This window comes from Actinomadura sp. KC06 (assembly GCF_004348735.1).
Classification (GTDB): Bacteria; Actinomycetota; Actinomycetes; order Streptosporangiales; family Streptosporangiaceae; genus Spirillospora.
Genome location: NZ_SMKT01000009.1, coordinates 47,813 through 73,413, shown reverse-complemented (window position 1 = coordinate 73,413; position 25,601 = coordinate 47,813). Strand labels below are relative to the sequence as shown.

The window sequence follows — 25,601 nt, the reverse complement described above, 5'->3', positions numbered from 1 at the left end:
CCTATATGACATCGTTGGGTACATTTGCGCCATGCCCCTGCCCCCGGAGTGCCCGGAAACGCCGCCGGCGCCGTCCAGCCCGCATCGCGTGGTCGCTCTGGTCGCCCCGAACCAGGAGCTCTACCCGGTCACCTCCGCCTCGGCGGTCTTCGGCTACCACGGGCCCGCCATCCCCCAGCACTACAGCTTCGGCCTGTGCGCCGAACGTCCCGGCTCCCTCCCCACCACGCTCGGCGTCCCCATCCAGGTGGAGAGTGGTCTCGAAGCCCTCGATGACGCCGACACCGTGGTCATCGCGGGCTGGACGCTCGTCCCTTCACCTGCCGTCCTCCAGGCGGTGTCCGACGCCCATGCCCGAGGGGCCCGCATCGTCGCGGTCGCCGCCGGGGTCTTCATCCCCGCCGCCCTGGGTCTCCTGGACGGACGCCGCGCGTCCGTCCACTGGGAACTGGCCGACGAGCTCGCGGCCCGCCACCCGCGCGTCGTCCCGGACGGAACCGTCATCTACGTCGACCACGGCGACGTCGCCACCGCCGGAGCATCGGCCGCGACCCTCGACCTCTGCCTTCACCAGGTCCTCCAAGAGCACGGCGCGGCCCACGCCATGCGCATCGGCCGCCAGCTCGCCGCCGGACCGCACCGCGAGGGCTGCCAGCGCCAGTACCCTCCCCTCCCCACCACCGGCCCCATGCCGGACTCCCTGGCGCCCCTGCTCGAATGGCTCCTCTCGCGCCTGGACGACCAGATCACCGTCGAGGACATGGCCGCCTACTCCGGCGTCTCTCCCCGGACCCTCACCCGCCAGTTCACCGGCCGGCTCGGCGTCCCGCCCGCCCGCTGGCTGCTGGAACGCCGCCTGGCCGCCACCCGGGCCCTGCTGGAGGAGACCGACCTGCCCGTCGAGACCATCGCCGCCCGCGTCGGGCTCTCCTCGGCGGTCAACCTCCGCCGCCGCTTCCACACCGCCCTGAACACCACCCCGGCCGCCTACCGCCGCTCCTTCCGCTGAACGTCCGCGCGCCGGTCCCCGCAATCACGGGTGATGAACAGTGTCGGTGTCATCGCGTTTAATCGAGGGGTGGACGTTGGAGAACGCATCGCGGAACTGACCGCCGAGGTCAAGCGGCTGAACGACCTGTACTACGGCGCCGGCGACAGCCCTGTCCCGGACGCCGACTACGACGCGTTGAAGGACGAGCTGGCAGCGCTCGTCGCCGAGCATCCGGAGCTGGAACCGGCCGACAGCCCGCTCGGCAAGGTCAACGCTCCGGCGGAGCTGGCCGGGCCGACCGTGCGGCACGCGCGTCCGATGCTGTCGCTGGCGAAGGCGACGGGCGAGGACCAGATCCGGACGTTCTGCGAGCGGTTCGGCGGCCAGGTCTTCCGCGTGTCGGAGAAGCTCGACGGGCTCTCGCTCAGCGTCGTCTACACCGACGGGAAGCTCGACTACGTCGCCACGCGCGGCACCGGCGCGGTCGGCGAGCTGGTGACCGAGAAGGTGCGGCACGTGATCCCCGGCCTGCCGACCGAGATCGAGCTGCCGGGGCGCATCGAGGTCCGCGGCGAGGCCGTGATGCTCCGGTCGGTGTGGACCGCCTACAACGAGGCCCACCCTGACCGGACGCTGACCAACCCGCGGTCGGGCGCCGCCGGAACGCTGGTGCTGAAAGACCCCGAGGCGGCCGCCGAGGCCAAGCGGGTGCTGCGGTTCTTCGCGTTCGGCACCGACCGCGACGGCGTCGCGATAGAAGACCCGGAGGGTTTCGAGCCGGTCGCGCGGTACGTGTGCACGACCGTCGAAGAGGTGATGGACGCGATCCACGAGATCGGCGGCCGCCGCGACGGGCTGGACTATGAGATCGACGGCGCGGTCGTGCGGCTGCACGAGCCGGCGGCGTTCGACGCGGCGGGCTTCAACAGCGCCGAGCCGCGCGGGGCGATCGCGTTCAAGTACCCGCCGGAGGAGAAGCTGACGACGCTGCTGTCGGTCGAGTGGCCGGTCGGCAAGATCGGACGCGTCCCGCCGCGGGCGAAGGTCGCGCCGGTGTTCGTCGGCGGCGTGACGGTGGAGAACATCACCCTGCACAACCCGCGCCTGATCCGCGAGCGCGACCTGCAGATCGGCGACACGGTGGCGGTCGTGCGGCGCGGCGACGTGATCCCGTTCGCGGGACGCTCGCTGCCGGAGCGGCGGGACGGGAGCGAGGTCGAGATCATCCCGCCGGAGCGCTGCCCGTCGTGCGGCTCGGAGCTGGAGGTCCGCGGCACCGGCGAGGAGCGCTGGTGCCTGAACCTGCAGTGCCCGGCGCAGGCGACGCGGCGGCTGATGCACTGGGCGTCGCGCCCGGCGGCCGACATGGAGGGCGTCGGCGACACCTGGATCGAGAAGCTCGCCGAGGACGGCGTGCTCAGGCGGCGCAGCGACTTCTACGACCTGACGGCCGAGCAGCTGCTCGGCTACGAGCGGATGGGGGAGGTCAGCGCCAAGAACATGGTCGACTCGATCGCGTCCTCCACGGGGATGGGGCTGCGGCGCGCGCTGATCGGGCTGGCGATCCCGATGGCGTCCGAGGGCACGGCCAAGCGCCTGTGCCTGGCCGGCTACGAGCGCATCGAGGACGTCGCGGCGGCGACCGTCGAAGACCTGGTGGCGATCCGCGACATCGGCCCGAAGGCCGCCGAGAGCATCGTGGCCTTCTTCGCCCGCCCCGAGGTCCAGGAGGAGATCGCGGCGTTGCGCGAGCGCGGCGTGAACCTCGACGTGCTCGACGAGGACCGCCCGGTCGACGCGATGGCCGCGGGCGACTCCCCGCTCAAGGGCAAGGCGGTCGTGATCACCGGCGCGTTCATCGATCCGCGCTCGGGCGCGAAGATCAGCCGTCCGGACGTCACGCGCCTGGTCGAGCAGGCCGCCGCGACCACCGCCTCGTCGGTCTCGGCCACCACCGACTACCTGCTCGCGGGCGACAACGTCGGCGCCGCCAAGACCGGCAAGGCCGAGAAGCTCGGAGTCACCGTCGTCGACCAGGCGCAACTGTGGCGCTGGCTGTCCGAAGCCGGAGTCATCTGATCGCATCGGTGTCCCGGAAGGGACGAACGGCTTTCGATAGTGCAGGGACCGCACGTGAAAAGGCAGGGATGTCATGGTGATGTCGTGACATTTATCGTCCATCACGCAGTGTCGCGGCGCATGCGCATTTAAGGACGAGCGCCACAGAAGCATTCAGTGTTTATAGAATGAAATGTGAAATTCACGTCGCACTTGCGGGGCCTAGTCAATTCGGCATAGCTTCACGGCTATGCAGGTGGAACTGCGCCATTTGCGGGTGCTGTGCCAGGTCGCCGAAACGGGCAGCATCACGCGCGCCGCGGCGAGCCTCGGCGTGTCCCAGCCGACACTCAGCAACCAGCTCCGCCGCATCGAGAACGCGTTCGGCGGGCCGTTGTTCGTCCGCGGCCCGCAGGGGATCACCCCCACGGCGCTGGGACGGCACGTCCTGGCCCGGGCCCGCGGTGTGCTGGCCGACGTGGACGACCTCCTCGCCACCGTGCCGGGCGACGGGTCCCGGACCGGCATCCGGCTCGGCACGCACCCGCACATCCTGCTGGGCGAGTGGCTGCGCAGCCTCGAGAGCGAGCTGCCGCACCGCACGATCAGCACCACCCTGGACTACTCCGGCGCCGTCCTGACCCGCCGGCTCGCCAACGACCAGGTCGACGTCGCCCTCATGGGACGCGTCGCCGACCACCACGCCCCACAGTGCCCGCCGGGGATCAGCGAGCGGGTCATCACCATCGAGCCGTGCGGCATCGCGATCGCGTCCAGCCATCCGCTGGCGTCGCGGAGCCGGGTCAGCCTGGCCGATCTGGCCGGGGAGACGTGGATCCCGCCGCAGGGCGGCGACGACGGCGGCACCGCCCTGCTGCGCGCCGCCTGCGAGACGGCCGGGTTCACGCCGCGGTTCCGGTACGCCGGCGCGGACGTCAACGTCATGGTCGGGTTCGTCGCGGCCGGTTTCGCCATCGCGCTCGCGTCGCCGACCTGGCTGGCCCCCGAGGGGATCACCGTCGTCGCGCTCGCCGACCACGTCACCGACGCCTACCGGGTCCTGCGCTGGCGCACCGCCGGCATGCCGGCGGGCGAGATCGACATCCTGCACCGGACGTTCCACGATCTCTACCGGCCGATCGTCCAGCGGAACATCGCGACGCAGCGCTGGCTCGCCGACAATCCCGACGCGCGCCCCCAGATCATCGACGTCCCCGCCGCCTGAGGACGTGCCCGGCCGGGCCGCTCGTATCCCCGGTTCCGGGGGCATAGCTCGGAGGCTATGCAGAATTAGCAGGCCCCATATGCCTCCCGGAATGCCACCCTTCAACGTGGGCGCCATTCCGAGACCCGCGAATGGACTCCCATCTCTCCACCTGCCCCCGTTGTTCCCAGGAGTGCCACATGGCCCGCAGACCGCTGTATGCGAGCACCCGGTACCCGCTGGGCGCGGTGACGGGCCGGATCCGAACCGGCAGCTGCGCCGGCCCCGGCGACCCCGGCGGCGCGCTCCCCATCCGGACGGACGGCCAGGCGCAGGGCAGCTCCACCACTCAGCACGGCGACCCGGACACCTTCCGGTACCGCGTCCACGCCAACAGCGGTTCGGGCGGGTACACGGTCGGGTCCGGCAAGCCGTGAGACCTCCCCGGCCGCCCGTGTGCTCTCCACTCCTCCCCGCGGGCGGCCGGGGCACCACCCCCTCCCGAATAGTGGAACGTATCATTCCGTTCTGCTAGACTGGACGGCATGAGCGAGATCATCGATTCCGGCTGGCCCGTCCTCGACGCCGCCCACGAGGCGCTGCGCGGCGCCGTCCGCGACCTTTCCGACCAGGACCTCGGACGCCCCACCCCGTGCTCCGAGTGGAACGTCGCCCAAGTCGTCCAGCACGCGGCCGGCGACCAGCTCGCCTACGCCTCCTGCATCACCGGCGAGCCCGGGCCCCACTACGACCCCTTCGAGCCGTCCGGCAAGCTCGACGGGTCGCCGATGGACTTCCTGGAGCCTTCGGTGTCGGCGAGCGCCGCCGCCTGGGCCACCGTCGACCGCGACGCGGAATCGGTGTCCGTGCCCGTCCCGCCCGGGTCTCTCAAGCCCGAGGTCGGCGCCGGGGCCGCCGCGCTGGACGCCGCCGTCCACGCCTGGGACATCGCCGTCGCCACCGGACGGCCGTCCCCGCTCACCCCCGGCCTGGCCCGCCCGCTGCTGGACGTCGCCAGGCAGATCGTCGAGCCGCTGCGCCAGTACGGCGCGTACGCCGCGGCCATCGAGCACTCCGGTGACGACGACGTGGCCGCCCTCCTCCGCTACCTCGGCCGCGACCCGGAATGGACGCCCTGACAACCGCCGCGGTCCCGCCGGGCCTGCCCGGACGCCGGCTCAGCCGCCGTCCGGCTCACGAATCGAGGCCGCCTCGGTTGACGAGCTGGCTCGCGATGACGTTGCGCTGGATCTCGTTCGTGCCCTCACCGACGATCATCAGCGGGGCGTCGCGGAAGTACCGCTCGACGCAGAACTCGGTCGAATAGCCGTAGCCGCCGTGAATCCGGACGGCGTTCAGCGCGATCTGCATGGCGGTCTCGGACGCGAACAGCTTGGCCATGCCCGCCTCCATGTCCACCCGCCGTCCCGCCTCGCCCTCCCGCGCGGCGTAGAGGGTGAGCTGGCGCGCCGCCGTCAGCGACGTGGCCATGTCGGCGAGGTGGTTGCCGATCGCCTGGTGCCGCCAGATCGGCTTGCCGAACGACTCGCGCTCCTGCGCGTAGGCGAGCGAGTCCTCGAACGCCGCCCGGCCGACGCCGAGCGCGCGGGCGGCGACCTGGAGCCTGCCCGTCTCCAGCCCCTTCATCATCTGGGCGAACCCCTTGCCCTCGGCTCCGCCGAGCACGGCGTCGATCGGCGCCCGGTAGTCGTCGAAGGTGAGTTCGCAGCTCTCCACGCCCTTGTAGCCGAGCTTGGGCAGGTCGCGGGAGACCGTGAGGCCGGGCCCGTGCTCCACGAGGAGGATCGAGATGCCCTTGTGCGCGGGCGTGGCCTCGGGGTCCGTCTTGCACAGCAGGGCGATCAGCCGGGAGCGCCTGGAGTTGCTGATCCAGGTCTTCGCGCCGGTGACGAGGTAGCCCCGGTCGGTCCTGCGGGCGGTGGTGCGTATGGCCTGGAGGTCGGAGCCGCCGCCCGGTTCGGTCAGCGCCATCGTGGCCCGCACCTCGCCGGTCGCCATTTTCGGCAAGTAGCGGCGTTTCTGCTCCTCCGTCCCGAAGTCCAGCAGCAGTTTGGCGACCACGGTGTGGCCGCCCATCGCACCGGCCAGGCTCATCCAGCCGCGTGCGAGTTCCTCGGTGACCAGGACGTAGCAGGGCAGGGAGACGGCATTTCCGCCATATTCCTCGGGAATCGCCAGGCCGTAGATCCCGAGCCGCTTCATCTGCTCGATCAGCGCCTCGGGGTAGGTGTTGGCGTGCTCCAGTTCCCGGACGGACGGCTTGACCTCGTCGTCCACGAAGGCGCGCACGGTCTCCACGACGAGGCGCTCGTCGGAAGACAGGATGTCCAGGGTGCTCACTTTGTGCCCCTCCTCGCTCGGTCAGATCACGCCGTCGGCGCGGAGGGCGTCGATCTCCGCTGCGGTGCGTCCCAGTTGGGTCAGGATTCGTTCGGTGTGCTCTCCGGCGGCGGGCACGGGATCCATTCGCGGCTGGATCCCGGCCAGGTCCGCCGGCGGCTGGAGGGCCTGCATCACGGCGCCCGGAAGGTCCACGTCGTGCCAGCGTCCGCGGTCGGCGAGCACCGGGTGGGCGACGAATTCGGGGACGCCGTTCACCCCGGCATTGGCGATTCCCGCCTCGTCCAGCGATTCCATGACCTCGTCGCCGCCGGCTCGCCGGAACCGTTCGGCGATGATCGCGTTGAGCTCGTCCCGGTGGGCGACCCGCGCGGATCCGGTGGCGAACCGCGGATCGTCCACCAGGTCCGGACGCTCGAGGAACCGCTCGCACAGCGCCGCCCACTCCCGCTCGTTCTGGACGGACAGCAGCACCTGCCCGCCATCGGCCGCCGTGTAGGCGCCGTACGGGGCGATGGTGGCGTGCTGCGTGCCGATTCGCGGCGGCGGCGTCCCCCCGTATCGCGTGTAGTAAGCGGGCTGGCTCATCCATTCCCCCAGGGCCTCGAACAGCGAGACCTCCACGGCGTGCGCCGAGCCGGTGGTGGCCCGGGTGTAGAGCGCGGTGAGAATCCCGGAGTAGGCGTACATGCCCGCGGCGATGTCGGCGACCGACACCCCGACGCGCGCGGTCGCCCCGTCGGTGCCCGTCAAGGAGACCAGCCCGGTCTGGCACTGCACGAGCAGGTCGTACGCCTTCCGGTCCGCCCACGGTCCGGACGTCCCGTATCCGGACACGGTGCACGGGATCAGCGCCGGATACCGGGCGGTCAGGGACGCGGCGTCCAGCCCCAGCCGGTCGGCGGCGCCCGGGGCCAGGTTCTGCACGAACACGTCGGCCCCGGGGAGCAGTTCCTCCAGGACCTCGCGGCCGCGCGCGGACTTCACGTCCAGGGTCAGCGACTCCTTGGACCGGTTGAGCCACACGAAGTAGCTCGACTGCCCGTGCACCGTCGTGTCGTAGCGCCGGGCGAAGTCCCCTCCCCCGGGCCGCTCCACCTTGATCACGCGGGCGCCGAGATCGGCGAGCTGCCGCGTGGCGAACGGCGCCGCCACGGCCTGCTCCAGGCTCACGACGGTGACACCGGAAAGCGGACGTTCGGTCATGCCTCATCATCGATGGTCATGCTGCCGCGAGTAAAATACTGATTCCTGATATCTCCATGCTGATCCCAGATGGTGCGGTGGAACCCTTTGGACGTCAAGCAGCTCAAAGCGCTCGTCACGGTGGCCGAAGTGGGGAGCGTGACCCGGGCGGCAGAGGTGCTGCACCTGGTCCAGCCGGCGGTGACGCGGCAGATCCGCGCCCTGGAGCAGGACCTGGGCGTCGCGCTGTTCGAGCGGACCCGGCAGGGGATGCGTCCCACGGACGCCGGGCTCATCCTGCTCGAACGCGCCAGGCGCGCCCTGAACGAGCTGGAGCGGGCCCGTGCGGAGATCCAGCCGGCGCCCGGCGCGGTCACCGGCATCGTGACCGTCGGGTTGCTCGACAGCTCCAGCGACCTGCTGGCCGAGCCGCTCGTGTCCGCCATCGCCCGCGATCATCCGGGCATCGACCTGCGCGTCCTCACCGCGTACTCCGGGCACCTGCAGCAGTGGCTGGACGACGGCGACCTTGACCTCAGCCTCCTGTACGACCTGGACGACACCCCGTCGCTGAACGTCAAGCCCCTGGTGCGCGAGAAGTTGTGGGCGGTCGCGCCGCCCACGGCCGGGCTCCTGGCCGCCGTCCCGGTCCCCTTCGAGGAGGTCGCGGCGCATCCCCTGGTGATGCCCGCCGCCGGGCACGGGCTGCGCGCGCTGATCGACGCGGCCGCCGCACGGGCCGGGACGGCGATGAACGTCGTCGTGCAGACCAACTCCATGCACGTGCAGAAACAGCTCGTCCGGGCCGGTCACGGGTGGACCGTCCTGCCCGGCGTCGGCATCGCCGAAGACGTCGCCAACGGTTCCTTGAGCGCGGCGCCGCTGTGCGAACCCACGACGTGGCGGTCCATCGTGCTCGGCACACCCCGGACAGGACGGCGAGCACCCGCCACCCACGTCGTGGTCGAAGAACTGGCCCGCCAGGTTCATTCGGCCCTGCGCCGAGGACTGTGGCCGTCGGCGCAACCATCCGAGCCCTAGACCCTGGCGCGGCCGTCCGAGCCTTAGACCTTGGCGAACGCCGTCCGCACCTGCTCGGGGCCGGCGCCGTTCCCGAGCAGCAGGCTGAGCAGGACGCGCGCCTTCGGCCCGTCAAGGAACCCGGCCGGGATCAGCCCGCGGGCGATGAGGTCGCGCTCGGACCCGGGAAAGCCGTACGTCGCCTGGAGCATGTCACCGGCGCCCGTTCGCGAGGCGAGCACGACCGGCACGGTCGCGGCCAGCCGCTCCAGAGCCGCGACGGTACGCGCGGGAACGTGGCCACCGCCGAACGCCTCGACCACGACCCCGGCGTAGCCGAGGGCACCGACCCGCTCGATGAGGCGTCCGTCGTCCCCGAGGCACATCGTCAGCAGCGCCACCGGTGCCACGGGCCCGGCAGGCACCGGGACGGCGGGCAGCGGTGCGGGCCGCAGCGCGATCCTGAGCCGCCCCTCGACGAGCCAGCCGACCGGTCCGGCCGTCATCGAGCGGAAGGCCGCGGGGCTGGTCGTATGGGTCTTGCTGACGAACCGCGCCGCATGGACCTCGTCGTTGAGCACCACCAGGCATCCGAGCCCCCGCGCCTCGGGCGACGCGGCGACCTGGACGGCGGCCAGCAGGTTCGCCGGCCCGTCCGGGCTCGCCAGCGTCGGGTTGCGCATGGCCCCGGTCACGACGACCGGGTTCGGCGCGTCGATCAGCAGGTCGAGAACGAACGAGGTCTCCTCGATGGTGTCGGTCCCCTGGACGACCACGACCCCCGCCGCCCCGGCCTCGAACCGCGCCTTGATCTCCGCAGCCAAGGCGATGAGGTCCTCGAAGGCGAGATCGCCGGACGGACATCGCCGAAAGGCCACGGCCTCCAGCCCGACCGAGCCGTCCAGCCCGGGAACACCCTCCAGCAGTTCCTTGGCTCCGAGCCGCGGCGCGACCCCGCCCCCACCGCCGCCGCCCGGTTTCTCGGTGGACGCGATCGTCCCGCCCAACGAAAACACCGTGACCAGTGGCCGATCCCGCGCGTTCAGACCCCATTCCCCCTTCGGATTCGACGCCGTATCACCATTCCTGCGTGGCGGGCAGATCGCTGACGAACTGCTTGAGCGCGGCCTCCATCGTCCATTCCATTCCGCGTCGCAGAACCTCCTGGGCCGCGGCGGCGTCGCGCCGTTCCACGGCGGCGTGCGCCTTCTCCATCGAGGCGGCGGCCCGGTGGATCCGCTCGCCGTCGACGAGCATGAGCCGGCTGTACCTGGCCGACCGGACGTACATCGTGTCCAGGTTGCTCAACATCTGCGGCCGGTTGGCGAGCGAGTAGAGGTAGCGGCGGTAGTTCCAGCTGTGCCCGACGTACTCCGGCCATTCCGCCTTGCTGTGCGCGGCGTGCTGGATCTTCTCCAGGGCGCCGCGCAGGTGCTCGATGTCGTGGTCCTGCACCTGCTCGACGGCCCTGCGAGTGAGCCACCATTCCAGGCCCACCCTGATCGTCCAGACCTCCTCGAACTCCTCAAGGCTCATCGGCGCCACCCGCATGCCGGAATGCGGGCGGCTGACCACCAGTCCCGCCGCGGCCAGCTCGATCAGCGCCACCCGCACCGGCGTGATGCTGACCCCGAAGTGCGCCGCGAGCTGGCGCAACGGCAGGTGGGCCCCGGGAGCGAGGTCGCCCTCGGCGATCAGCCGGCGCAGTTCCTGCGCGATGCGCTGCTCCACCGTGTCGGTGACCTGCGGCTGACCGGCGGCGTCGCTCGGCAGGTCCAGCTTGATGGCGCGAGACGACCGATCGGACGGCGACGGCTTCGCCCGCGATGACGGCTCGCTGCTCATTCTCTGCTCCTCCTGATGGGCGTACGGATGGGCGTACGGCTGTCGCGGATCATGACAGATCCGCCCGGCTCCGGCGATGGAGGACGAACCGCTCGATGATCTCGGCGGCGCGCTCCGGCCGCTCCAGCACCAGATAGTGACCGCAGTTCTCCAGAATGTGCAGTTCCGCGTCCGGGATGACGTGCACGGCCGTGTCGAAGCCGACTCCGCTGCCCGCCGGGACGGGCGGCGTCATCTGGTCTTCGTCCCCGCCGAGCAGCAGGGTCCGGGGCAGGCTGGGCAGCAGGTCGGAAAGGTCCATCGCCTCCAGGCTCTCCGTGCCGGCGACGAACGACTTCGGGTCGTTGGAGCCCATCGCCGTTCTCAACCGGTCGAGGATCTCCGCGGCGTCCGGACGGTCGTAGAAGCCGCGGGAGAACCCCGCAGCGGCCGTCAGGTCGGCGGCCTGGACCATGCCGCTGTCCATCGCGCCGCGCTTCCAGGTGTGCCGCATGTGCCGGGCGGCGTTGTCGTAACGGAACAGGCAGCAAGAGAGAATCAGATCTTTCAGCACTTCGGGATGGCGGGCCGCGAGCGTGGTGGCGACCAATGCGCCCATTGAGGTGCCGTGCACGTGGACGGGACCGCCGTCCAGCCGCTCGATGAATTCGGCGAGGTGATCAGCCCATTCGGCCACGCCCAGCGGACCCTTCGCGACGCTCTGCCCATAGCCGGGCAGGTCCAGGTCGATCACCTCGAAGGAGTCGACGAGATGCGGTGTCAGCATCGCGAAGTTCCGGTAGCCGAATCCGCTCCCGTGAACGTGCAGGATCGTCGGGCCTGTTCCCTGGCGCCGGTACCAGATCACGGACCCGTCGCTCAATTCGAGCGTTCCCACGCTCACCTCCCGTTCTCGTCGTGCCGGTGGCCGCGAAGCCGCGGAAAATCAGCCATTGCGGATCAGGTCCAGCGTCTCCGCGAAGGCATCGTGCATGGGGGTCAGCCGGTATTCGTCCCCGGCGAGTTTCTCGAAGGCGCTCACGCTGAACCGGTGCGGGAATCCCAGCCGTCCCGGTTCGGTGCGAACGGACACGCCGGGACGCAGATCCCGGACGAGACTCACGGCGTCCCGCATGCTCGCCACCGTGCCGGGCAGGTTGTAAATGCCCTGATCGGTCTCGTCGAGGCCGTTGACCAGGATGAACGCCCTGGCGACGTCGCGGACGTACTGCCAGGAGAAAACGTCGTCCCCGTACGGGACGACGGAATCCTCGCCACGGGCGGGCCGGTCGAAAAGGTGCTCGGTGAACAGGCCCTCGCCGCGTTCCTTGCCCTGCCCGTACACCAGGCCGATGCGCAGCCCGACGGTATTGAGCCCGTACCGTTCGCGGTACGCGAGCGAGATGCCCTCGGCGTACGACTTCGTGACGCCGTAGACGTTGTCAGGGCAGTGTCGACTCGACTCGGTGAATTCCTCGGCGCCGTCGTCGGCCTGCGTCTGGTGGCCGAACACCGCCATCGAACTCGCCCAGGTGAAATGGGTGACGCCGTGCGCCAGCGCGACCTCCATCAGGTTCTGGGTCCCGACGACGTTCACTTCGAGCGCGTGGTACGGGTCGTCCTGCGACGCCGGCGCCAGCAGCGAGGCCAGATGGATGATCCGGCCGACCCGGTGCTCGTGCGCGATGCGCGTCAGCCGTCTGAGGTCCCGGACGTCGCCCTGGACGGCCGTCACCCGTGGGGACCGCGGCCGCGGCCCGGCGGCGGGAGCGTGGTCCAGCGCGACGACGTCGGCTCCGGCGGAGACCAGCTCGCGCACCACGTACCTGCCGACGAAACCGGACGCGCCCGTGACCAGGGTCGTCATCGGATCAGACCTTCCTCTCGCGTAGCGGCCGAGAACCGTCCGCCGTACCTTCGGAGCAGGCGGACGAACGCGCGGTCGGCGCACAGCCCCAGCGCGCCCAGAGTGATCAGCGCGGCGAAGACGCCGCGGACGTCGGTGTTGGCGGTCCCCTCGGTGATCAGGACGCCGAGTCCCGACTCGGCGCCGAGCATCTCGGCGGTGACGACCGTCATGAAGGCGTTCCCGAGCGCGATGCGCACGCCGGAGAAGATGTAGGGGAGGCTCGCGGGCAGCCGCACGGCGAAGAACAGCCTGAGCGGGCCCGCGCCGTACGTGCGCGCCATCCGGATCATGTCGCGCGGGACGGCCTTCACCCCGGCGGCGGTGTTCACGGCGACGACGAACACCGAGGTGTAGACGATCAGCGCGACCTTGGACGTCTCCCCGGATCCGAGCCACAGCAGCGCCGGAGCGAACCAGGCCAGCGGCGGGATGAACCGGAACACGTTGATGAACGGTTCGAGCAGCGCCTCCAGCACCCGGCTCGACCCCGACAGCAGGCCCAGCAGGACCCCGGCCAGCGAGCCGGCGAGCAGGCCCGCCATGACGCGCAGGACGCTGGCGACCGACGCGGTCCAGATGTTCCCGCTGGTGAGACCGTCCAGCAAGGTCGAGCCCGTGTCCGCGGGTCCAGGGAACAGCAGCGGCTTGCCGTAGGCGCGGGAGACGACCTCCCACCCGATGAGGATCACACAGATCCCGGCGACGGCCACCGGCGCCCCGCGCAGACGCGCCCGCCGCGCAGACGCGCGCCGCGCCCGGGTCGCCGCCCCGTCGCCGGTCCTTGCCCGTGTCGTCGCGCTCACGTGTTCACCTGCCCGGCGTAGAAGCGGGCGAGGCCGCGGTGGATGACGACGCTGAACACCCGGTCGGCCAGCAGCCCGGCCGCGCCGAGCAGCAGGATCCCGGCGAACATCGTCGCGGTGTCGAAGAAGACGCGCGAGTCGTAGATCAGGAAGCCGATGCCGTCGTTGCCCGCCACCATCTCCGCCGCGACGACGCTCATGAACGCGTAGCCCAGCGACAGGCGCATGCCGGTCACGATGTACGGCACGGCGCTCGGCAGGACGATCGAGAGCTGGATGCGCAGCCGGGACGCCCCGAACGTGCGCGCCATCCGCACCTTGTTGACCGGCACCTGGGTCAGGCCCGTCAGGGTGTTGATGGCCACCGGGAAGACCGTGGCGTAGACCACGATGAACCGCAGCGAGCCCTCGCCCACGCCCAGCCAGATCGTGGCGGGGACGATCCACGCCACCGGCGTCACCGACCGCAGGAAATGGACGACCGGTTCGAGCGTCAGCGCGACGGCCCGGACGCTGCCGATCAGCCCGCCGACCGCGATCCCGAGGGCGCTGCCCAGCGCGAACCCGACGACCACCCGCCGCAGCGTGATGAGCAGCTGGTCGCGCCGCTCCGCATCGGACAGCACGTCGCCGAGCGCCGACAGGCAGGTCAGCGGCGTGGGAAAGATCAGCAGGTTGTCCTTCCACAGCGCCGCGCCATGCCAGGCGAGCACCGCCAGCAGGACGGCGAGGACGTTCAGGGAGAGCCGCTGCCAGCGCCAGCGTCCGGCGGCCCCCGAGCCGGCCCGGTTCACCTGGCCTCCCCGGCGGCGGCAGGTGGACGGGACTTCGCGGCCGTGACCGCCTCCTCCACCTCCCGGTACAGTTCCGCGAACTCCGCGGCGCCGCGTGCGCGCGGCCGCGGCAGCGGGTTGTCCATCACCGTCTGGAGCCGCGCGGCCGGTCCGGAGGTCATCACGCCGATCCGGTCGGCGAGGATGAGCGCCTCGGAGATGTCGTGCGTGATGAACAGGACCGTCCGCTGGGACTGCTCCCACAGGCGGGCCAGCGCGTCCTGCAGGGTGGTGCGGGTCTGCGCGTCCAGGGCGCCGAACGGCTCGTCCATCAGCAGGACGGGCGCGTCCACCACCAGGGCACGCGCGATCTGGACGCGCTGCTTCATCCCGCCCGACAGCTCGTGCGGGAACTTGCCCTGCTGCCCGTCCAGCTCGACCATCTCCAGTGCATGCTGGACGCGCCGGTTCCGTTCGGCGGCGGGAGTGCGCAGCGCCCGCAGCCCGAACTCGACGTTGTGCCGGACGTTCAGCCAACCGAGCAGGGAGTCGTCCCCCTGGAAGATGACCGCGCGGTCAGGTCCGGGGCCGGTGACCGGCTTGCCGTCCATGCTGATCGACCCCGTGGTCGGACGCTCGAAGCCCGCGACCTGGTTGAGGATCGTGGTCTTGCCGCATCCGCTGGGGCCGAGCAGGACGAAGAACTCCCCGCGCCGCAGCTCCAGGCCGACGTCCTGAAGGATCGGCTGAGGGCTGCCGGGGTACGCGAAGGAGACGTCGTCGATGACGACGAACGCCTCGTCGGACGGACGCGACTGCGAATCCGCGATCGGTGGTGTCATGCGCGGCCTCTCCCGTCGGCTGTGGTGTGAGGGGTCATCGGGGTGTCCGCGCTGACGGGCCCAGCGCGGCGGTCAGTCGCTCCCCCGCGAGGGCGACGTGCGAATCGGGGTCGGGCACGGTGGTGCTCAGCACGACGCCGTCGATCCCGGTCTCCCGCTGGAAAGCGCGCAGGCGTTCGGCGACGGCGCCCGCGGTGCCCACCGCCGCGAACCGCTCGAACAGGTACGCCTCTTCCTCCGGGTGGTCGTCCAGAAGCCGCTCGTTGGCCCCGGCCGCCTTGGCGTGCGCGGAGAAGTCGTAGCGGGCGAACGCCTGCTCCAGCCCCGGACGCAGCCGGACCGGCACGTCCCGGGCGGCCATGTCGATGCCGATGGCGTGCCGGGCCACCGCGAGGACCGAGGCGCGCACGGCCTCGCGCGCCCGTGCCGCCTCGTCCTCGCGTTCCACCAGGTGGCCGATCAGGAAGACGCGCGCGCTGACCGGGCGGCCCGCCGCCTCGATGAGCCGCCGGGTCCAGGACGCCGACAGGCCGCCGCCCAGCACCAGCCCGTCGATGCCGGTGGCCATCATCGAGGCGGCCTTAGGTCCGCTCGCCGCCAGTTCCAGCGTCACGCCGTCCGGCGCCGCGCCGCGGATCGTCTGCAACCCCAGGCGCACCTGCTCGGCCGGGGCCGGTCCCAACCCGACGCTGTGCACCGCCGAGTCGCCGGCGCCCATGACGACCGCCAGCCGTTCCGGGGTGTACAGCGCCGCGAGCGCGGCGACGTCCGCCGCGTGCACGGACGGGTGCCGGGTGACGGGATTCGTGACGAACGGGCCGACCTTGATCCGCGACGTCCGGGACAGGATCAGCTGCACCGTGGGGTACATGGCGCCGAACAGGTGCGACGAGTCCGCGACCCCGAAGCGCCCGATGCCGGTGCTCTCGGCGATCCGGGCCAGACGCAGCGCCCTGGACGGCGACGCCGGCAGGTGTGAGATCCCGATTTCCACGAGTCGTGCCTCCGCGTGGCAGGTCGTTACCGGTCGGACTCTTGGACCCAGGTCGTCTCGACCAGGCTCTTGGCGTCCACGCGGGACTTGATGTTCTTGCGCTGCAGCTGGTAGTCGGCGATCGCCTGGATCTGCTCGATGCTCTTCGGGTCGAACGCGAGGCTGAAGTCGACCTGGGCCAGGATCTTCCGGACCGCCGCGTCGTCCGTCATCCCGGTGAGCTCCTTGGCGAACGCGACGACCTCCGCCTCGTTGGCCTTCATGTAGGCGGCCGTCTCGCGCAGCCCGCGCAGGACGCGCAGCGCCGTGTCCTTGTCCTCGTAGACCTTCGGACCCGCCGACACGTATCCGTAGAACGGGAGCAGGCCGTCGTCGCCGCCCCACCAGGTCACCTTGGCGCCGCCGCGGCTGGCGACGGCCTTGGAGACGTTGGGCTCGAAGTGGATGATGGCATCGGCCTTGCGCTGCGCGAACGACGGGACGAGCTGCGCGAACTTGGCGTCCAGCACCTTGATCTTGGACTTGTCCAGCCCGTGGTGCGCCACGAACCGGTCGAACCAGTAGTTGGCGGTGGAGTTCGACTGGAACCCGACGGTCTTGCCTTCGAGGTCGGACGGCTTGCTGATGCTGCCGTCGGTGACGAAGCCCCACCATTGGGCGGACGTCGCGTTGTGGCCGATGACCTTCACCCGCGCCTTCCGCGCCGCCAGGCTGACGACGGGGAACCCCGCCACCGTGGTGAAGTCCGCCTGGCCGGTCGCCACGGCCTCCGTGCCCTCCACGCCGGTCGGGTACTTCTGGAGCTTGGCGTCCAGCCCCTGCTTCTTCAGGAAGCCCTTCTGCACCGCGAAGTACAGCGGTATCCCGAAGAAGTCCGGCTGGGTCGCGACGGTGATCTTCTTCGCGCCGCCCTCGCCCTCCGAGCCGTCCCCGCCGCAACCGGCGAGGACGAGTGACGCACCGATCAGCACCGAACCGAGAGCGCGTGCCCGAATCCTCATGAACCCCTCGCTTTCCGGCGGCGCGACGCAGGCCCGTGGCCGGGCCCGCGCAAGTTCGCTCCTCTGACCGCCACCGATGCCCACGGTCACGTGGAAGTGGCGCCGCTCACGTCCGCGGATGTTGTCACATACAACATCCGCGCGTCAATGAGCCGCCAAGCGGAGTTCAAGCGATGACCGGACGCCGGAGGACCCCGCGCGGCATGGCGTCTGATCTGCGATTCCACCGGCAGGGCGCACCAGCCGACCGTCAGGTGATCAAGCGCGTGTGCCGGACGGTCGTCAGGCGAAGAGGGCGACGAACCGCCAGTCGAGGACGTCGGCCGGGTCCGCACCGGCCCGGACCGACCGGACGAGCGAGCGCAGATGCACCAGCCCGCCCCGCGCGAGTGGCTCGGTCCGCTCGACCTCGATGGTGCTGGTCAGCGTGTCCCCCTCGCGGACCGGGCCGACGTGGTCGCAGCCGTGCCAGCCGACGACGGTGACCAGGTTCGGCAAGGCCCGGACGGCCTGGTGCAGCGCGATGCCAATGGTGTGGCCGCCGTAGACCAGCCGTCCCTGCTCGCCGGCGGTGGCGTCGTGATGCACCTTGGCGACGTTCAGCGTAAGACGGGCCAGTTCAGGCGCCGAGGACACGACGTCCCCGCCGGTCACCTGATAGACGTCCCCTTGGGCGAGCCCGGCGAAATGGCGGCCGGGCAGCGCGTCCCGGTAGGCGGCGAGATCCCATCCGGACGCCACCGCCGCCATCTCGTCCCGTCCGGGGTCGGTGCCGAGCGCGGACAGGTCGTCGGCGTGCCCGGTCTCGGCGGCCTGATCCCGCAGGGGCAGCATGGCGCAGCGCCAGAAGTCCAGGATCGGGCGGCCGTCCTGGTCGGCCGTGCTGATCCGCAACGCGGCCAGGCCCCTGGCGGGCCGTCCGGGACGGCGGGAGTTCTGCCGGAGGCCGACCACCTCGGTGGTCGTGCGCAGCGTGTCGCCCAGCCGAGGCGCCCGCCGGAAGACGACTCCCCGGTAGAAGAGGTTCGCGACGACCGTGTGCGTGGCCGTCGTCGACTGGCCGATGGCGACGTCCCAGACGAGGTTCGGAGCGGCCAGGACGCCGTCGCCGAGCACTCGCCGGGACAGCCCCTGATCCAGGGCGAGCGGCGACCGGCACCCGACGACGGCCTGGTGGGCGGCGGCCAGCCCTTCGGTGAGGGTCCGAGCGGGACCGTCCTCGAACCGCAGGCCGTGGTGGAGGTCCTCGAAGTACGGACCGTCGACCGTTTCCACACGCGCGCTCACCATCGGTCACCTCCGGGCCACGAACGTAGCAAGTTCGTTCGATACGGCCTGCAGAGGGTCATGTGTTCGCGCAGGCGGTAGCGGTGGCGCGGCTACCGCCTGCGGGCGATCATCAGGTGGCGGCGTCCAGGACGTCGTGGAGTTTGCGGGCGAACGCCTCCGGCTGACCGGTCTGGCCGAACTCGCCGCCCATGAAGCCGCCGTGATGGCTGGGGAACACCATCGCCTGCTGGCCGAGCAGCTCGGCCAGCGCCAGCGGGGCGCGTCCGGTGAAGGTGGTCAGGGACTCCTCGCCCACCGCGATCACGATCCGCGTCGGCGCCGCGGTCAGCGCCTCGACGTCGGGCTCGTAGCTGCTGACCGCCCACGAGCGGTCGGACAGGAGCGGGTCGTCGCGGGAACCGTCGTCCTCGGTGGGCATCCCGAAGGCGGCCGCGTCCGGCACGGGTTGGGCGAAGTAGTCGTCGGTGTACTCGCCCTGCCAGGACGTCATCGCGATGAACGCCGCCATGCCCGCGCCCCAGCCCTTGGCCTGGTAGACGTCCCGGACGCCGGCCCGGGCACGTTCCACGGCCGCGGCGTCGGGAACCACCGAGATGAGCGGCGGCTCGTGCGCGACCACGGTGGTCACGTCGCCGGGGTGGGCCGTCACGAGGGCGAGCGCGGTCACCGCGCCGCCGCTGCTGCCGAACATCTCGACGGGGCCCGCGCCGAGTTCCGCGATGAGGGCGTGCAGGTCGGCGGCCTGCGTCTCGGGCGTGTGGTCGATCCGGCCGTCCTTGCGGGTGCTGCGCCCCAAGCCGCGCGGATCGTAGGTGATCACGGTCCGCTCGGGGAAGTGGGACGCGAGCGCGCCGAAGCCGCTCGCGTCCATCGGCTGCCCGATCAGGACCAGCGGCGGGCGCCCGCCGGCGGGCGGCAGCGGACCGCGGACGTCGTAGACGAGGTCCACGCCGGGAATCTGAAGTGTGTGCGTACTCATGCCTCTGCTGACTTCCCGCACGTCGAGAACTCATCGGGCCTCAAGGCCGCGTTTCGAGGATTGATCGCAGGTGGGCCTCGCGTACACCTGCGATCGCGGGGCGAGGGCGTAGACTCGTGGTGACGAGGGTTCACTCGATGCGGGCGGCCAAGCCCGCGTCCCCTGGTTTCTCGATTCTCGGTCCTTCGCGGGCCAGACAGGTCCGGCGCTATGACGCCGCAACACCATCCCGTCCAGACGGCCGGGGCCGACCTCACCTGTGAACGGTTCGCCGACCACACCGTCATCGCCATCAGCGGCGAGCTCGACGTGTCCTCCACCCCGTCCCTGCGGGAGCGCCTGTACGTCGCGCTGCGCGACCCCGGCATGTACGTGGTCATCGACCTGTCGGGCATGACGTTCTGCGACGCGTCCGGGCTGGCGATGCTCGTCGGCGCGCAACGCCGGTTGGAGGGGGACGGGACGGGCCTGATCCTCGCCCGGCCGCGTCCGCACACGGCCAGGCTGCTGCGGGTCACCGGGCTGTCCCGTGCTTTCACCGTCCGTCCGCCCGCCGCCTGGGCGCCGGCCGGCGACTCGGACCCGCGATCGGCCGCAGCCTGATAGCCGCGGCCTCCACCCGTGCACCGGACACAGACGCACCGGACACGAACGCACCGGGCCCAGGCGGACCGGGCCCAGGCGGACCGGGCCCAGGCGCACCGCGCCCAAGCGCACCGCGCCCAAGCGCACCGCGCCCAAGCGCACCGGGCACAGGCGCATCGGGCACAGGCGCATCGGGCACAGGCGCACCGAGCACGGACGCACCGAGCAAGCGCATCGGGCACAGGCGCACCAGGCACGGACGCACCGGGCACGGGCGCATCGGGGCGGGTGTATCGGGTACAGGCCCGGCGGGTGCCGGGACGGGGCGGGGTCGGCCTCCGGATGGAGGAGGAAGCGTGGTGACGACATGACCACCGACGATCTGACCGCTGACGATCTGACCGCACCGGGCTGGGGCCCGGCGAACGGGTCCCGCGGCGCGGACAACAGCCCGCGCGTGGCGGCGTCGCTCGACCTGATGGCGGCCGTCCTGGACGGCGTCGCCCTGCCCGACCTGCTGACCCGCGTGGCCGAGCTGGCCCGCGGCATGGCGGGCGTCCCGCTGGCGTTCATCGCGCTGCCCGCCGAAGACGCCCTCACCCTGCGGATCGACATCGCGGTCGGCGCGGAGGGCGACCGCATCCGCGGGCTGACGGTGCGGCGCGGCCGGTCGATGCTCGGCCGGGCGTTCAGCTCCCGCCGGGCCCTGTCCGCGCGGATCGTGGCCGACCAGACGCTCAGCACCCTGCCGGCCGGCCCGATCCTGATCCTGCCGCTGGACACCGGGGAGGCGACGCGCGGAGTGCTCGCCGTCCTCGGACGGCCGGGCGCGGAGCCGTTCAGCCCGTCCGCCGCCCGCCAGCTGCTGCTGTTCGCCGACACGGCCGCGCGCCTTGTCCAGCTCGCCGAAGACCGGCGCGCGACCGTCCGGCCGGATCCCGCGGTCGTGCGGATGGGCTCGCTCCACCCGCCGCTGCCCCGGCAGATGTGACGCTGGCGGAAAGGGCGGTTCAGCAGATTCTGGGAGCCTGGTCCTTGAGGGAGAGCAGGCGGAAGTAGTTCTGGCCTAGCGCGATGCCGCGGAAGGCGTCATCGCCCAGGTACTTGTTGATCTCGCTGGTGACCCGCAGCTCCTCCTTGTAGATCTTGTAGTTCTTGTCGCGGGACGCCACGAAGTCCGTGCCGGGGATGGCGCGCGTGGGGTGGCGGTCGAACAGGGCCACGTACTTCTCGCGGACGGCGGGGTCCTTGAAGTACTGGTCGTACAGGACGCGCCAGCTGATGTCGAGGGTCAGGTTCGGGTGCGCCCTCAGCAGCTCCTCCATGATCTGGATGTGCCGGGCCGCGGGCATGTCCTTCAGCTCCTTGGACAGCCCCATGTGCGCCCAGACGATCTTGTTCTCGGGGTAGCGGTTCAGGACCTTGCGGATCAGCGGCAGGTACTTGGTCGGCTCGGCGTCGTTGCCGAGGTCGGAGTGGATGGTCATGGGGATCGAACGCTGCCGCAGGATCTTCATGAACGGCGCCCAGCGGTCGATGTCGCCCTTGTCGGCGGGTTCGTGCTTGTTGGGCAGCAGCGCCTGCTTGATCAGGTTGACCTCGCCCATCCAGGTGAACAGGCCCGGGTACTCGCGGTCCAGAAGCCTGATCTTCTCGACGACATCGTCCGGATTGGCCAGGTCGGGGAAGGTCATCGACAGCGCCAGGCGCGGCTTGCCGGGCTTGGACGCGGCGTAGTTGGCCGCGTTGACGAAGTCGTTCCGCATGCTCGGCGTGACCGGGGTGCCGGGGCAGTCCAGGTAGTACGTGCACGACGAACCGGCCGGGAGCGTCTGCCCGATGCCGTACACGTTGGCGTAGCGGACGCCGCTGCTGTTCAGGTATTTCAGCAGTTCGGGGAAGGGGATGGCGCGTCCGCCGAAGGGCCGGAAGTGCAGATGGCTGTCCACCACGGAGGTGTACGGGCGGGTGCGGCGGTCGAAGCATCCCGGTTCGGCCGAGGCCGCGGTCGGGGTCAGCAGGCACACCGCCACGGCGGCGCCGGCCGCCGTCCGGGCGAGCTTTCGCACCATTACGGGCATATCGTCTCCTCACTACACGTCCACGACTGGATACCGAGAGTAGTGCAGGGGCCCGACACTCAGGCGGCGATCAGGTGTGCCAGTGGCCGACCAGTTCGGAGTACAGGGGGCTGCGGCGCAGCAGGGCGTCGTGGGTGCCGAGGACGTGGGCGGAGCCGTCCAGGAGCAGGATCAGGTGGGCGCGCTCGGCGGAGCTGATCCGGTGGGCGATGACGATCAGGGTGCCGCCACGGTCCGCGAGCGCCTGCTCGGCACGGGCCTCGGCCGCCGGGTGCAGGTGGCTGGTGGCCTCGTCCAGGACGACGATCGGCGCCGGGGACAGGTAGGCCCGCGCCAGCGTGATGAGCTGGCGTTCTCCCTGCGACAGCGTGGCGCCTCCGGGCGGGATCTCGGCGTCGTATCCGCCGAGGCGGTCGACGGTCTCGGCCAGCCCGACCGCGTGGACGGCGTCGTCCAGCCGTGCCTGGGCAGGGTGCGGGCACAGGTAGGTCAGGTTCTCGCGCAAGGTCGCGGCGAAGACGTAGCTCTCCTGCGGGATCAGGGTGATGAACGACTTCGTCCGCACGGGATCCAGGGGCGCCCCGCCCAGTGTGATGCGGCCGCGCTGCGGTGTCGCGAGCCCCGTGAGCAGGTTGGCGAGGGTCGACTTGCCCGCCCCGCTGGGGCCGATCACGGCCAGGTGCGTGCCCTCGGGGATGTCGAGCGACAGGTCCTCGATGACGGGCGCGGCGCGCGGAGAGTAGGCGAACGTCACATGCCGGGCTTCGATGTCGAAGCGCCCGGCGGCCACCGGGGCCGGGCCGGCGGCCAGGACGCGCCCCGCCGGGCCGGTGGCGCAGATCTCGGAGAGCCTGCCCAGGACCACCGCGAGGCTGAGCAGAAGCGTCCCTCCCGCGTCGACGAGGACGGTCACGCCCGGCTGCAGCCCGGTGACGAGGTAGGCCACCGCCCCCGCGATCTCCCCCGTCGTGAATCCCTGGTGCTCCGTCAGGTAGGGCGACAGCAGAAGCAGCGCGAGCAGCGGCAGATGCACCCCGAACGCCAGCACGGGCACGCGGACCAGGCGCGTCCGGGCGTATGCGCGCAGCGCCCGGGCCTGGGCGTCGACGACCCGTCCGACCGTGTCGGACGCGCGGTCCTCGGCGGCGCAGGCGACGACGTCCCGGACGCCGTGGACGACCGCCGCCGCGGACTCGCCGATCTCCTCGGCCCGCAGCACGACGGCGCGGTAGCGGCGGACCTGCAGCCCGATGAACGCGCCGAAGATCCCCAGGCCGATCGCCACCGACAGCGCGGTCACCAGCGCAAGCCGCGGGGAGAGCAGGGCCAGCCCGACGAGCGCGGCGATCCCGGCCGACAGCAGTTGCCGGACGTTGCGCAGCGCGGATCCGAGCAGCGCCCGGACGGCCTCCGCCTGCTCGGTGACCTGCGAGACCCCGGCGCCCGCCGTGCCTGACGCCCCCCTGTGCAGGACGGCGCCCACGACCTCGCCGACCAGGGAATCGCGGAGCGGCTCGACGGTCGCGGCGAGCCATGGGTAGACCCGGCCCGTCGCCACGGCGCCGACGACGTACAGCGCACCAAGGGCAGCCAACCAGGCCAGACCGGTCATCGGACGTCCCGCGAGAAAGCCGTGGTCGATGGCGCGGGCGAGGAGGAGCCCGGACGCGAACGTCGGGAGGGCCTCGACGGCCGACCACGCGGCGAGCCGCCGCATCGCTGCCCACTGCCCGCGGACGTGCCGGTGCAGGAGGCGGGCGGCGGGCGCGGCCGCCGCGCGGCCCGTGCGTTCCGGCAGGGCCGTCATGTGCCCGCGGCTTCCGGTGTGGCGGTCGGACGCGTCGCGAACACGGCGCGGTAGCCGGGGTCCGGCCACAGGTCCGCGTGCGGTGCCAGCACCCGTATCCGGCCCGCGTCGAGCCAGGCGACGAGGTCGGCGCGGGCGGCCGTGGCCGGACGGCGCGCCACCACGAGGCTGGTGCGTCCGGCCAGGACCCGCTGGAGCGCCTGGGTCACCTTCAGCTCCGTGGCCGTGTCGAGGCTGCTGGTGGCGTCGTCGAGGACGACGATCCTCGCGTCGGTGAGCGCTGCCCTGGCCAGGCCGAGTCGCTGCAGCTCGCCGCCGGACAGGGGGGCGCGGGCGAGCGGGGTGTCGTACCCGTCCGGGAGCGCCCGGATGAAGTCGTCGGCCGCCGCCGCCCGGGCGGCGCGGCGGACCTCGGCGCGCGTCGCGCCGGGACGGGCGTAGGCGATCGTGTCGTGGACGGTGGCGCCGAGCAGCGCGGGACGTTCGAAGGCGTAGGCGACGGCGTGCCGCAACCGTGGGAGCGGAAGATCGGTCACGGGCACGCCGTCGAGCTCGACGACCCCTTCGTCGGGATCGAGGAGCCGTCCTACCGTCGACACCAGCAGGCTCTTCCCCGTCCCGGACGCACCGACGACGGCGACGGTGGCGCCGGGCGGGACGTCCAGGTCGAGGCGGTCGAGGACGGCGCGGTCCCCGATCCGGACGGTGACCCGCCGCAGCCGGAGCCGTCCCGGCCCGTCCGGCAGAGGCACCGGGAGGTCCGGCGGCCGCACCGCTGGGACGGCCGCCAGGACCTCGTTGATCCGGCCCGCGCCGACCTGGCAGTTGAGCAGCGCGACGAAGGTGTCGAAGAGGGAGGCCGAGGCGACGGCCATCGCGGCGTAGGACGCGCTCGCCACGAGCTGGCCGGGGGTGACGTCGCCCGTGGCCAGTCGCAGCCCGGCGACGCCGACCACCAGGACCTGGGTGAGGGGCGCGAGGAGCGCGAGCCGCCGGCTGACCCGGCCCTGCACCGCCCAGGTCTCCTCCCCCGCGCGGCGCAGTTCGGGGAGCGGCCCGAGGATCCGCCGGGCCTCGGCGGCGGCGGTGCCGCTCGCCTGGATGGTGCGGATGCCCTGCCGGGCGTCGAGCAGCCGGGTCGCGATCGCCGCCTGGCATGCCTGGTAGCGCGCGAACGGGTCGGTGGCCTGCGTGACGAACAGGCGCAGCGCCACGATCAGCGGCGGCACGCCCGCCGCGAACGCCGCGGCGAGCCACCAGTCGATCATGGCGAGGGCGGTCACGGCGCCCGCCGTCGTCGCCAGCGCGGCCGCCGCCGTCACCAGGAGGACGGGAAACGCCGAAGGCCCCGACGCGCTCTCGGTGAGCCGGGAGAGGACGTCCCCGGTGGGGAAGCGCCGCTGCCCGTGCGGCCCGAGCGCCAGCACCCGTCCGAGCAGCCGGTGCCGGAGCCAGACGGTGATGTGGCTGCCGCAGTAGGCGCCGAGGACGTCCTCCGCCGCGTCGGCCAGGAGCGCGACGCCCAGGGTGACGGCCAGCCACGCCGTGGCGGCGCCCAGATCCTCCTGGGTGTGGGCGGCGTCGACGGCCCTGGCCAGCATCACCGGCGTGCTCAGCATCGCCGCGACGCGGATGGCCGTGAGCACCGACAGCAGGGCCATCCTCACCCGGAAGCGGCGCACGGCCTCGCGCAGCAGCCGCCGTCCGCCCGCACGGAGGACGGCGGAGCCGCCGGGCATGACGGCACCGGCGGAGACTGTCGGTTTCCGGGCCACCCTCGTCGGCTCCGTTCCTTTCACGCGAACGTCTTCTAGACTCGAGTTCGGGTCCGGTCACGGACCGGCATCAGCCGGTCCGTGACCGGGGTTCTGCGGGCCGGAAACTTCTCAGGGGT

Annotated in this window: 24 protein-coding genes; 8 read left to right on the top strand and 16 right to left on the bottom strand. The window is 71.7% G+C overall.

All coding sequences use genetic code 11. From position 1 onward, the window contains the following. The first annotated feature begins 31 nt into the window (after positions 1-31). The 5 genes from E1287_RS05305 to E1287_RS05285 all read left to right on the top strand — a co-directional run bounded on the left by E1287_RS05305 (position 32) and on the right by E1287_RS05285 (position 5,392). Positions 32-1,009, top strand: coding sequence for a helix-turn-helix domain-containing protein (locus E1287_RS05305; protein WP_207934025.1), 978 nt, complete (start codon positions 32-34; stop codon positions 1,007-1,009). A gap of 69 nt (positions 1,010-1,078) precedes the next feature. Then, complete coding sequence (ligA, locus tag E1287_RS05300; protein WP_207934024.1) at positions 1,079-3,070, top strand: NAD-dependent DNA ligase LigA; 1,992 nt, start codon at positions 1,079-1,081, stop codon at positions 3,068-3,070. 229 nt (positions 3,071-3,299) lie between these two features. Further along, entirely contained in the window at positions 3,300-4,274 is a 975-nt protein-coding gene (locus E1287_RS05295) for a LysR family transcriptional regulator (protein ID WP_131963678.1), read from the top strand. Positions 4,275-4,453: 179 nt separating this feature from the next. Beyond that, the gene (locus E1287_RS05290; protein WP_131963677.1) at positions 4,454-4,690 is read left to right on the top strand and encodes a hypothetical protein; all 237 of its coding nucleotides are present in this window, start codon (positions 4,454-4,456) and stop codon (positions 4,688-4,690) included. A 108-nt stretch (positions 4,691-4,798) separates the two neighbouring features. Next, positions 4,799-5,392, top strand: a complete 594-nt coding sequence (locus E1287_RS05285; RefSeq protein WP_131963676.1) for a TIGR03086 family metal-binding protein — start codon at positions 4,799-4,801, stop codon at positions 5,390-5,392. 55 nt (positions 5,393-5,447) lie between these two features. Here the strand turns inward: E1287_RS05285 and E1287_RS05280 are convergent, their stop codons facing one another. After that, positions 5,448-6,614, bottom strand: coding sequence for an acyl-CoA dehydrogenase family protein (locus E1287_RS05280; protein WP_131963675.1), 1,167 nt, complete (start codon positions 6,612-6,614; stop codon positions 5,448-5,450). A 21-nt stretch (positions 6,615-6,635) separates the two neighbouring features. Continuing rightward, positions 6,636-7,820 carry a CaiB/BaiF CoA-transferase family protein gene (locus tag E1287_RS05275; RefSeq protein ID WP_131963674.1) on the bottom strand — a complete coding sequence of 395 codons (1,185 nt, stop codon included), beginning with the start codon at positions 7,818-7,820 and terminating at the stop codon, positions 6,636-6,638. A 69-nt stretch (positions 7,821-7,889) separates the two neighbouring features. Between E1287_RS05275 and E1287_RS05270 the strand changes: the two genes are divergently transcribed. Beyond that, a complete protein-coding gene (locus tag E1287_RS05270) occupies positions 7,890-8,840 on the top strand; it encodes a LysR family transcriptional regulator (RefSeq protein WP_243718642.1) in 951 nt (316 codons plus the stop codon). A 23-nt stretch (positions 8,841-8,863) separates the two neighbouring features. Here the strand turns inward: E1287_RS05270 and E1287_RS05265 are convergent, their stop codons facing one another. The 11 genes from E1287_RS05265 to E1287_RS05215 all read right to left on the bottom strand — a co-directional run bounded on the left by E1287_RS05265 (position 8,864) and on the right by E1287_RS05215 (position 19,204). Continuing rightward, positions 8,864-9,835 carry an asparaginase gene (locus E1287_RS05265; RefSeq protein ID WP_279503223.1) on the bottom strand — a complete coding sequence of 324 codons (972 nt, stop codon included), beginning with the start codon at positions 9,833-9,835 and terminating at the stop codon, positions 8,864-8,866. A 61-nt stretch (positions 9,836-9,896) separates the two neighbouring features. Next, complete coding sequence (locus tag E1287_RS05260; protein WP_131963672.1) at positions 9,897-10,664, bottom strand: GntR family transcriptional regulator; 768 nt, start codon at positions 10,662-10,664, stop codon at positions 9,897-9,899. A 49-nt stretch (positions 10,665-10,713) separates the two neighbouring features. Beyond that, a complete protein-coding gene (locus E1287_RS05255; protein WP_165968891.1) occupies positions 10,714-11,541 on the bottom strand; it encodes an alpha/beta hydrolase in 828 nt (275 codons plus the stop codon). 48 nt (positions 11,542-11,589) lie between these two features. Next, positions 11,590-12,510 (bottom strand): NAD(P)-dependent oxidoreductase, encoded by a 921-nt coding sequence (locus E1287_RS05250; protein ID WP_131963670.1) that lies wholly within the window; start codon positions 12,508-12,510, stop codon positions 11,590-11,592. Continuing rightward, the gene (locus tag E1287_RS05245) at positions 12,507-13,355 is read right to left on the bottom strand and encodes an ABC transporter permease (protein WP_131963669.1); all 849 of its coding nucleotides are present in this window, start codon (positions 13,353-13,355) and stop codon (positions 12,507-12,509) included. Before E1287_RS05245 ends, E1287_RS05250 begins: the two co-directional genes overlap by 4 nt. Further along, complete coding sequence (locus tag E1287_RS05240) at positions 13,352-14,149, bottom strand: ABC transporter permease (RefSeq protein WP_165968890.1); 798 nt, start codon at positions 14,147-14,149, stop codon at positions 13,352-13,354. Before E1287_RS05240 ends, E1287_RS05245 begins: the two co-directional genes overlap by 4 nt. Continuing rightward, positions 14,146-14,970, bottom strand: coding sequence for an ABC transporter ATP-binding protein (locus E1287_RS05235; protein ID WP_131963667.1), 825 nt, complete (start codon positions 14,968-14,970; stop codon positions 14,146-14,148). Before E1287_RS05235 ends, E1287_RS05240 begins: the two co-directional genes overlap by 4 nt. 34 nt (positions 14,971-15,004) lie before the next feature. Next, positions 15,005-15,964 (bottom strand): LLM class flavin-dependent oxidoreductase, encoded by a 960-nt coding sequence (locus tag E1287_RS05230; RefSeq protein ID WP_165968889.1) that lies wholly within the window; start codon positions 15,962-15,964, stop codon positions 15,005-15,007. 26 nt (positions 15,965-15,990) lie between these two features. Further along, complete coding sequence (locus tag E1287_RS05225) at positions 15,991-16,965, bottom strand: ABC transporter substrate-binding protein (RefSeq protein WP_131963665.1); 975 nt, start codon at positions 16,963-16,965, stop codon at positions 15,991-15,993. Positions 16,966-17,247: 282 nt separating this feature from the next. After that, a complete protein-coding gene (locus E1287_RS05220; RefSeq protein ID WP_131963664.1) occupies positions 17,248-18,255 on the bottom strand; it encodes a MaoC family dehydratase in 1,008 nt (335 codons plus the stop codon). A 109-nt stretch (positions 18,256-18,364) separates the two neighbouring features. Continuing rightward, the gene (locus tag E1287_RS05215) at positions 18,365-19,204 is read right to left on the bottom strand and encodes an alpha/beta hydrolase (RefSeq protein WP_243718640.1); all 840 of its coding nucleotides are present in this window, start codon (positions 19,202-19,204) and stop codon (positions 18,365-18,367) included. 240 nt (positions 19,205-19,444) lie between these two features. Here E1287_RS05215 and E1287_RS05210 point away from each other — a divergent pair, with 240 nt between their 5' ends. Together E1287_RS05210 and E1287_RS05205 are read left to right on the top strand one after the other, a co-directional pair. Continuing rightward, positions 19,445-19,837, top strand: a complete 393-nt coding sequence (locus E1287_RS05210) for an STAS domain-containing protein (protein WP_131963662.1) — start codon at positions 19,445-19,447, stop codon at positions 19,835-19,837. A 349-nt stretch (positions 19,838-20,186) separates the two neighbouring features. Next, entirely contained in the window at positions 20,187-20,810 is a 624-nt protein-coding gene (locus E1287_RS05205) for a GAF domain-containing protein (protein ID WP_131963661.1), read from the top strand. A gap of 19 nt (positions 20,811-20,829) precedes the next feature. Here the strand turns inward: E1287_RS05205 and E1287_RS05200 are convergent, their stop codons facing one another. The 3 genes from E1287_RS05200 to E1287_RS05190 form a co-directional block, all read right to left on the bottom strand. Further along, on the bottom strand, positions 20,830-21,900 hold the full coding sequence (locus tag E1287_RS05200; RefSeq protein ID WP_131963660.1) for an amidohydrolase family protein: 1,071 nt from the start codon (positions 21,898-21,900) through the stop codon (positions 20,830-20,832). A 70-nt stretch (positions 21,901-21,970) separates the two neighbouring features. Continuing rightward, positions 21,971-23,707 carry an ABC transporter ATP-binding protein gene (locus tag E1287_RS05195; protein WP_131963659.1) on the bottom strand — a complete coding sequence of 579 codons (1,737 nt, stop codon included), beginning with the start codon at positions 23,705-23,707 and terminating at the stop codon, positions 21,971-21,973. Further along, positions 23,704-25,446, bottom strand: coding sequence for an ABC transporter ATP-binding protein (locus tag E1287_RS05190; RefSeq protein WP_131963658.1), 1,743 nt, complete (start codon positions 25,444-25,446; stop codon positions 23,704-23,706). Before E1287_RS05190 ends, E1287_RS05195 begins: the two co-directional genes overlap by 4 nt. Positions 25,447-25,601: the final 155 nt, after the last annotated feature.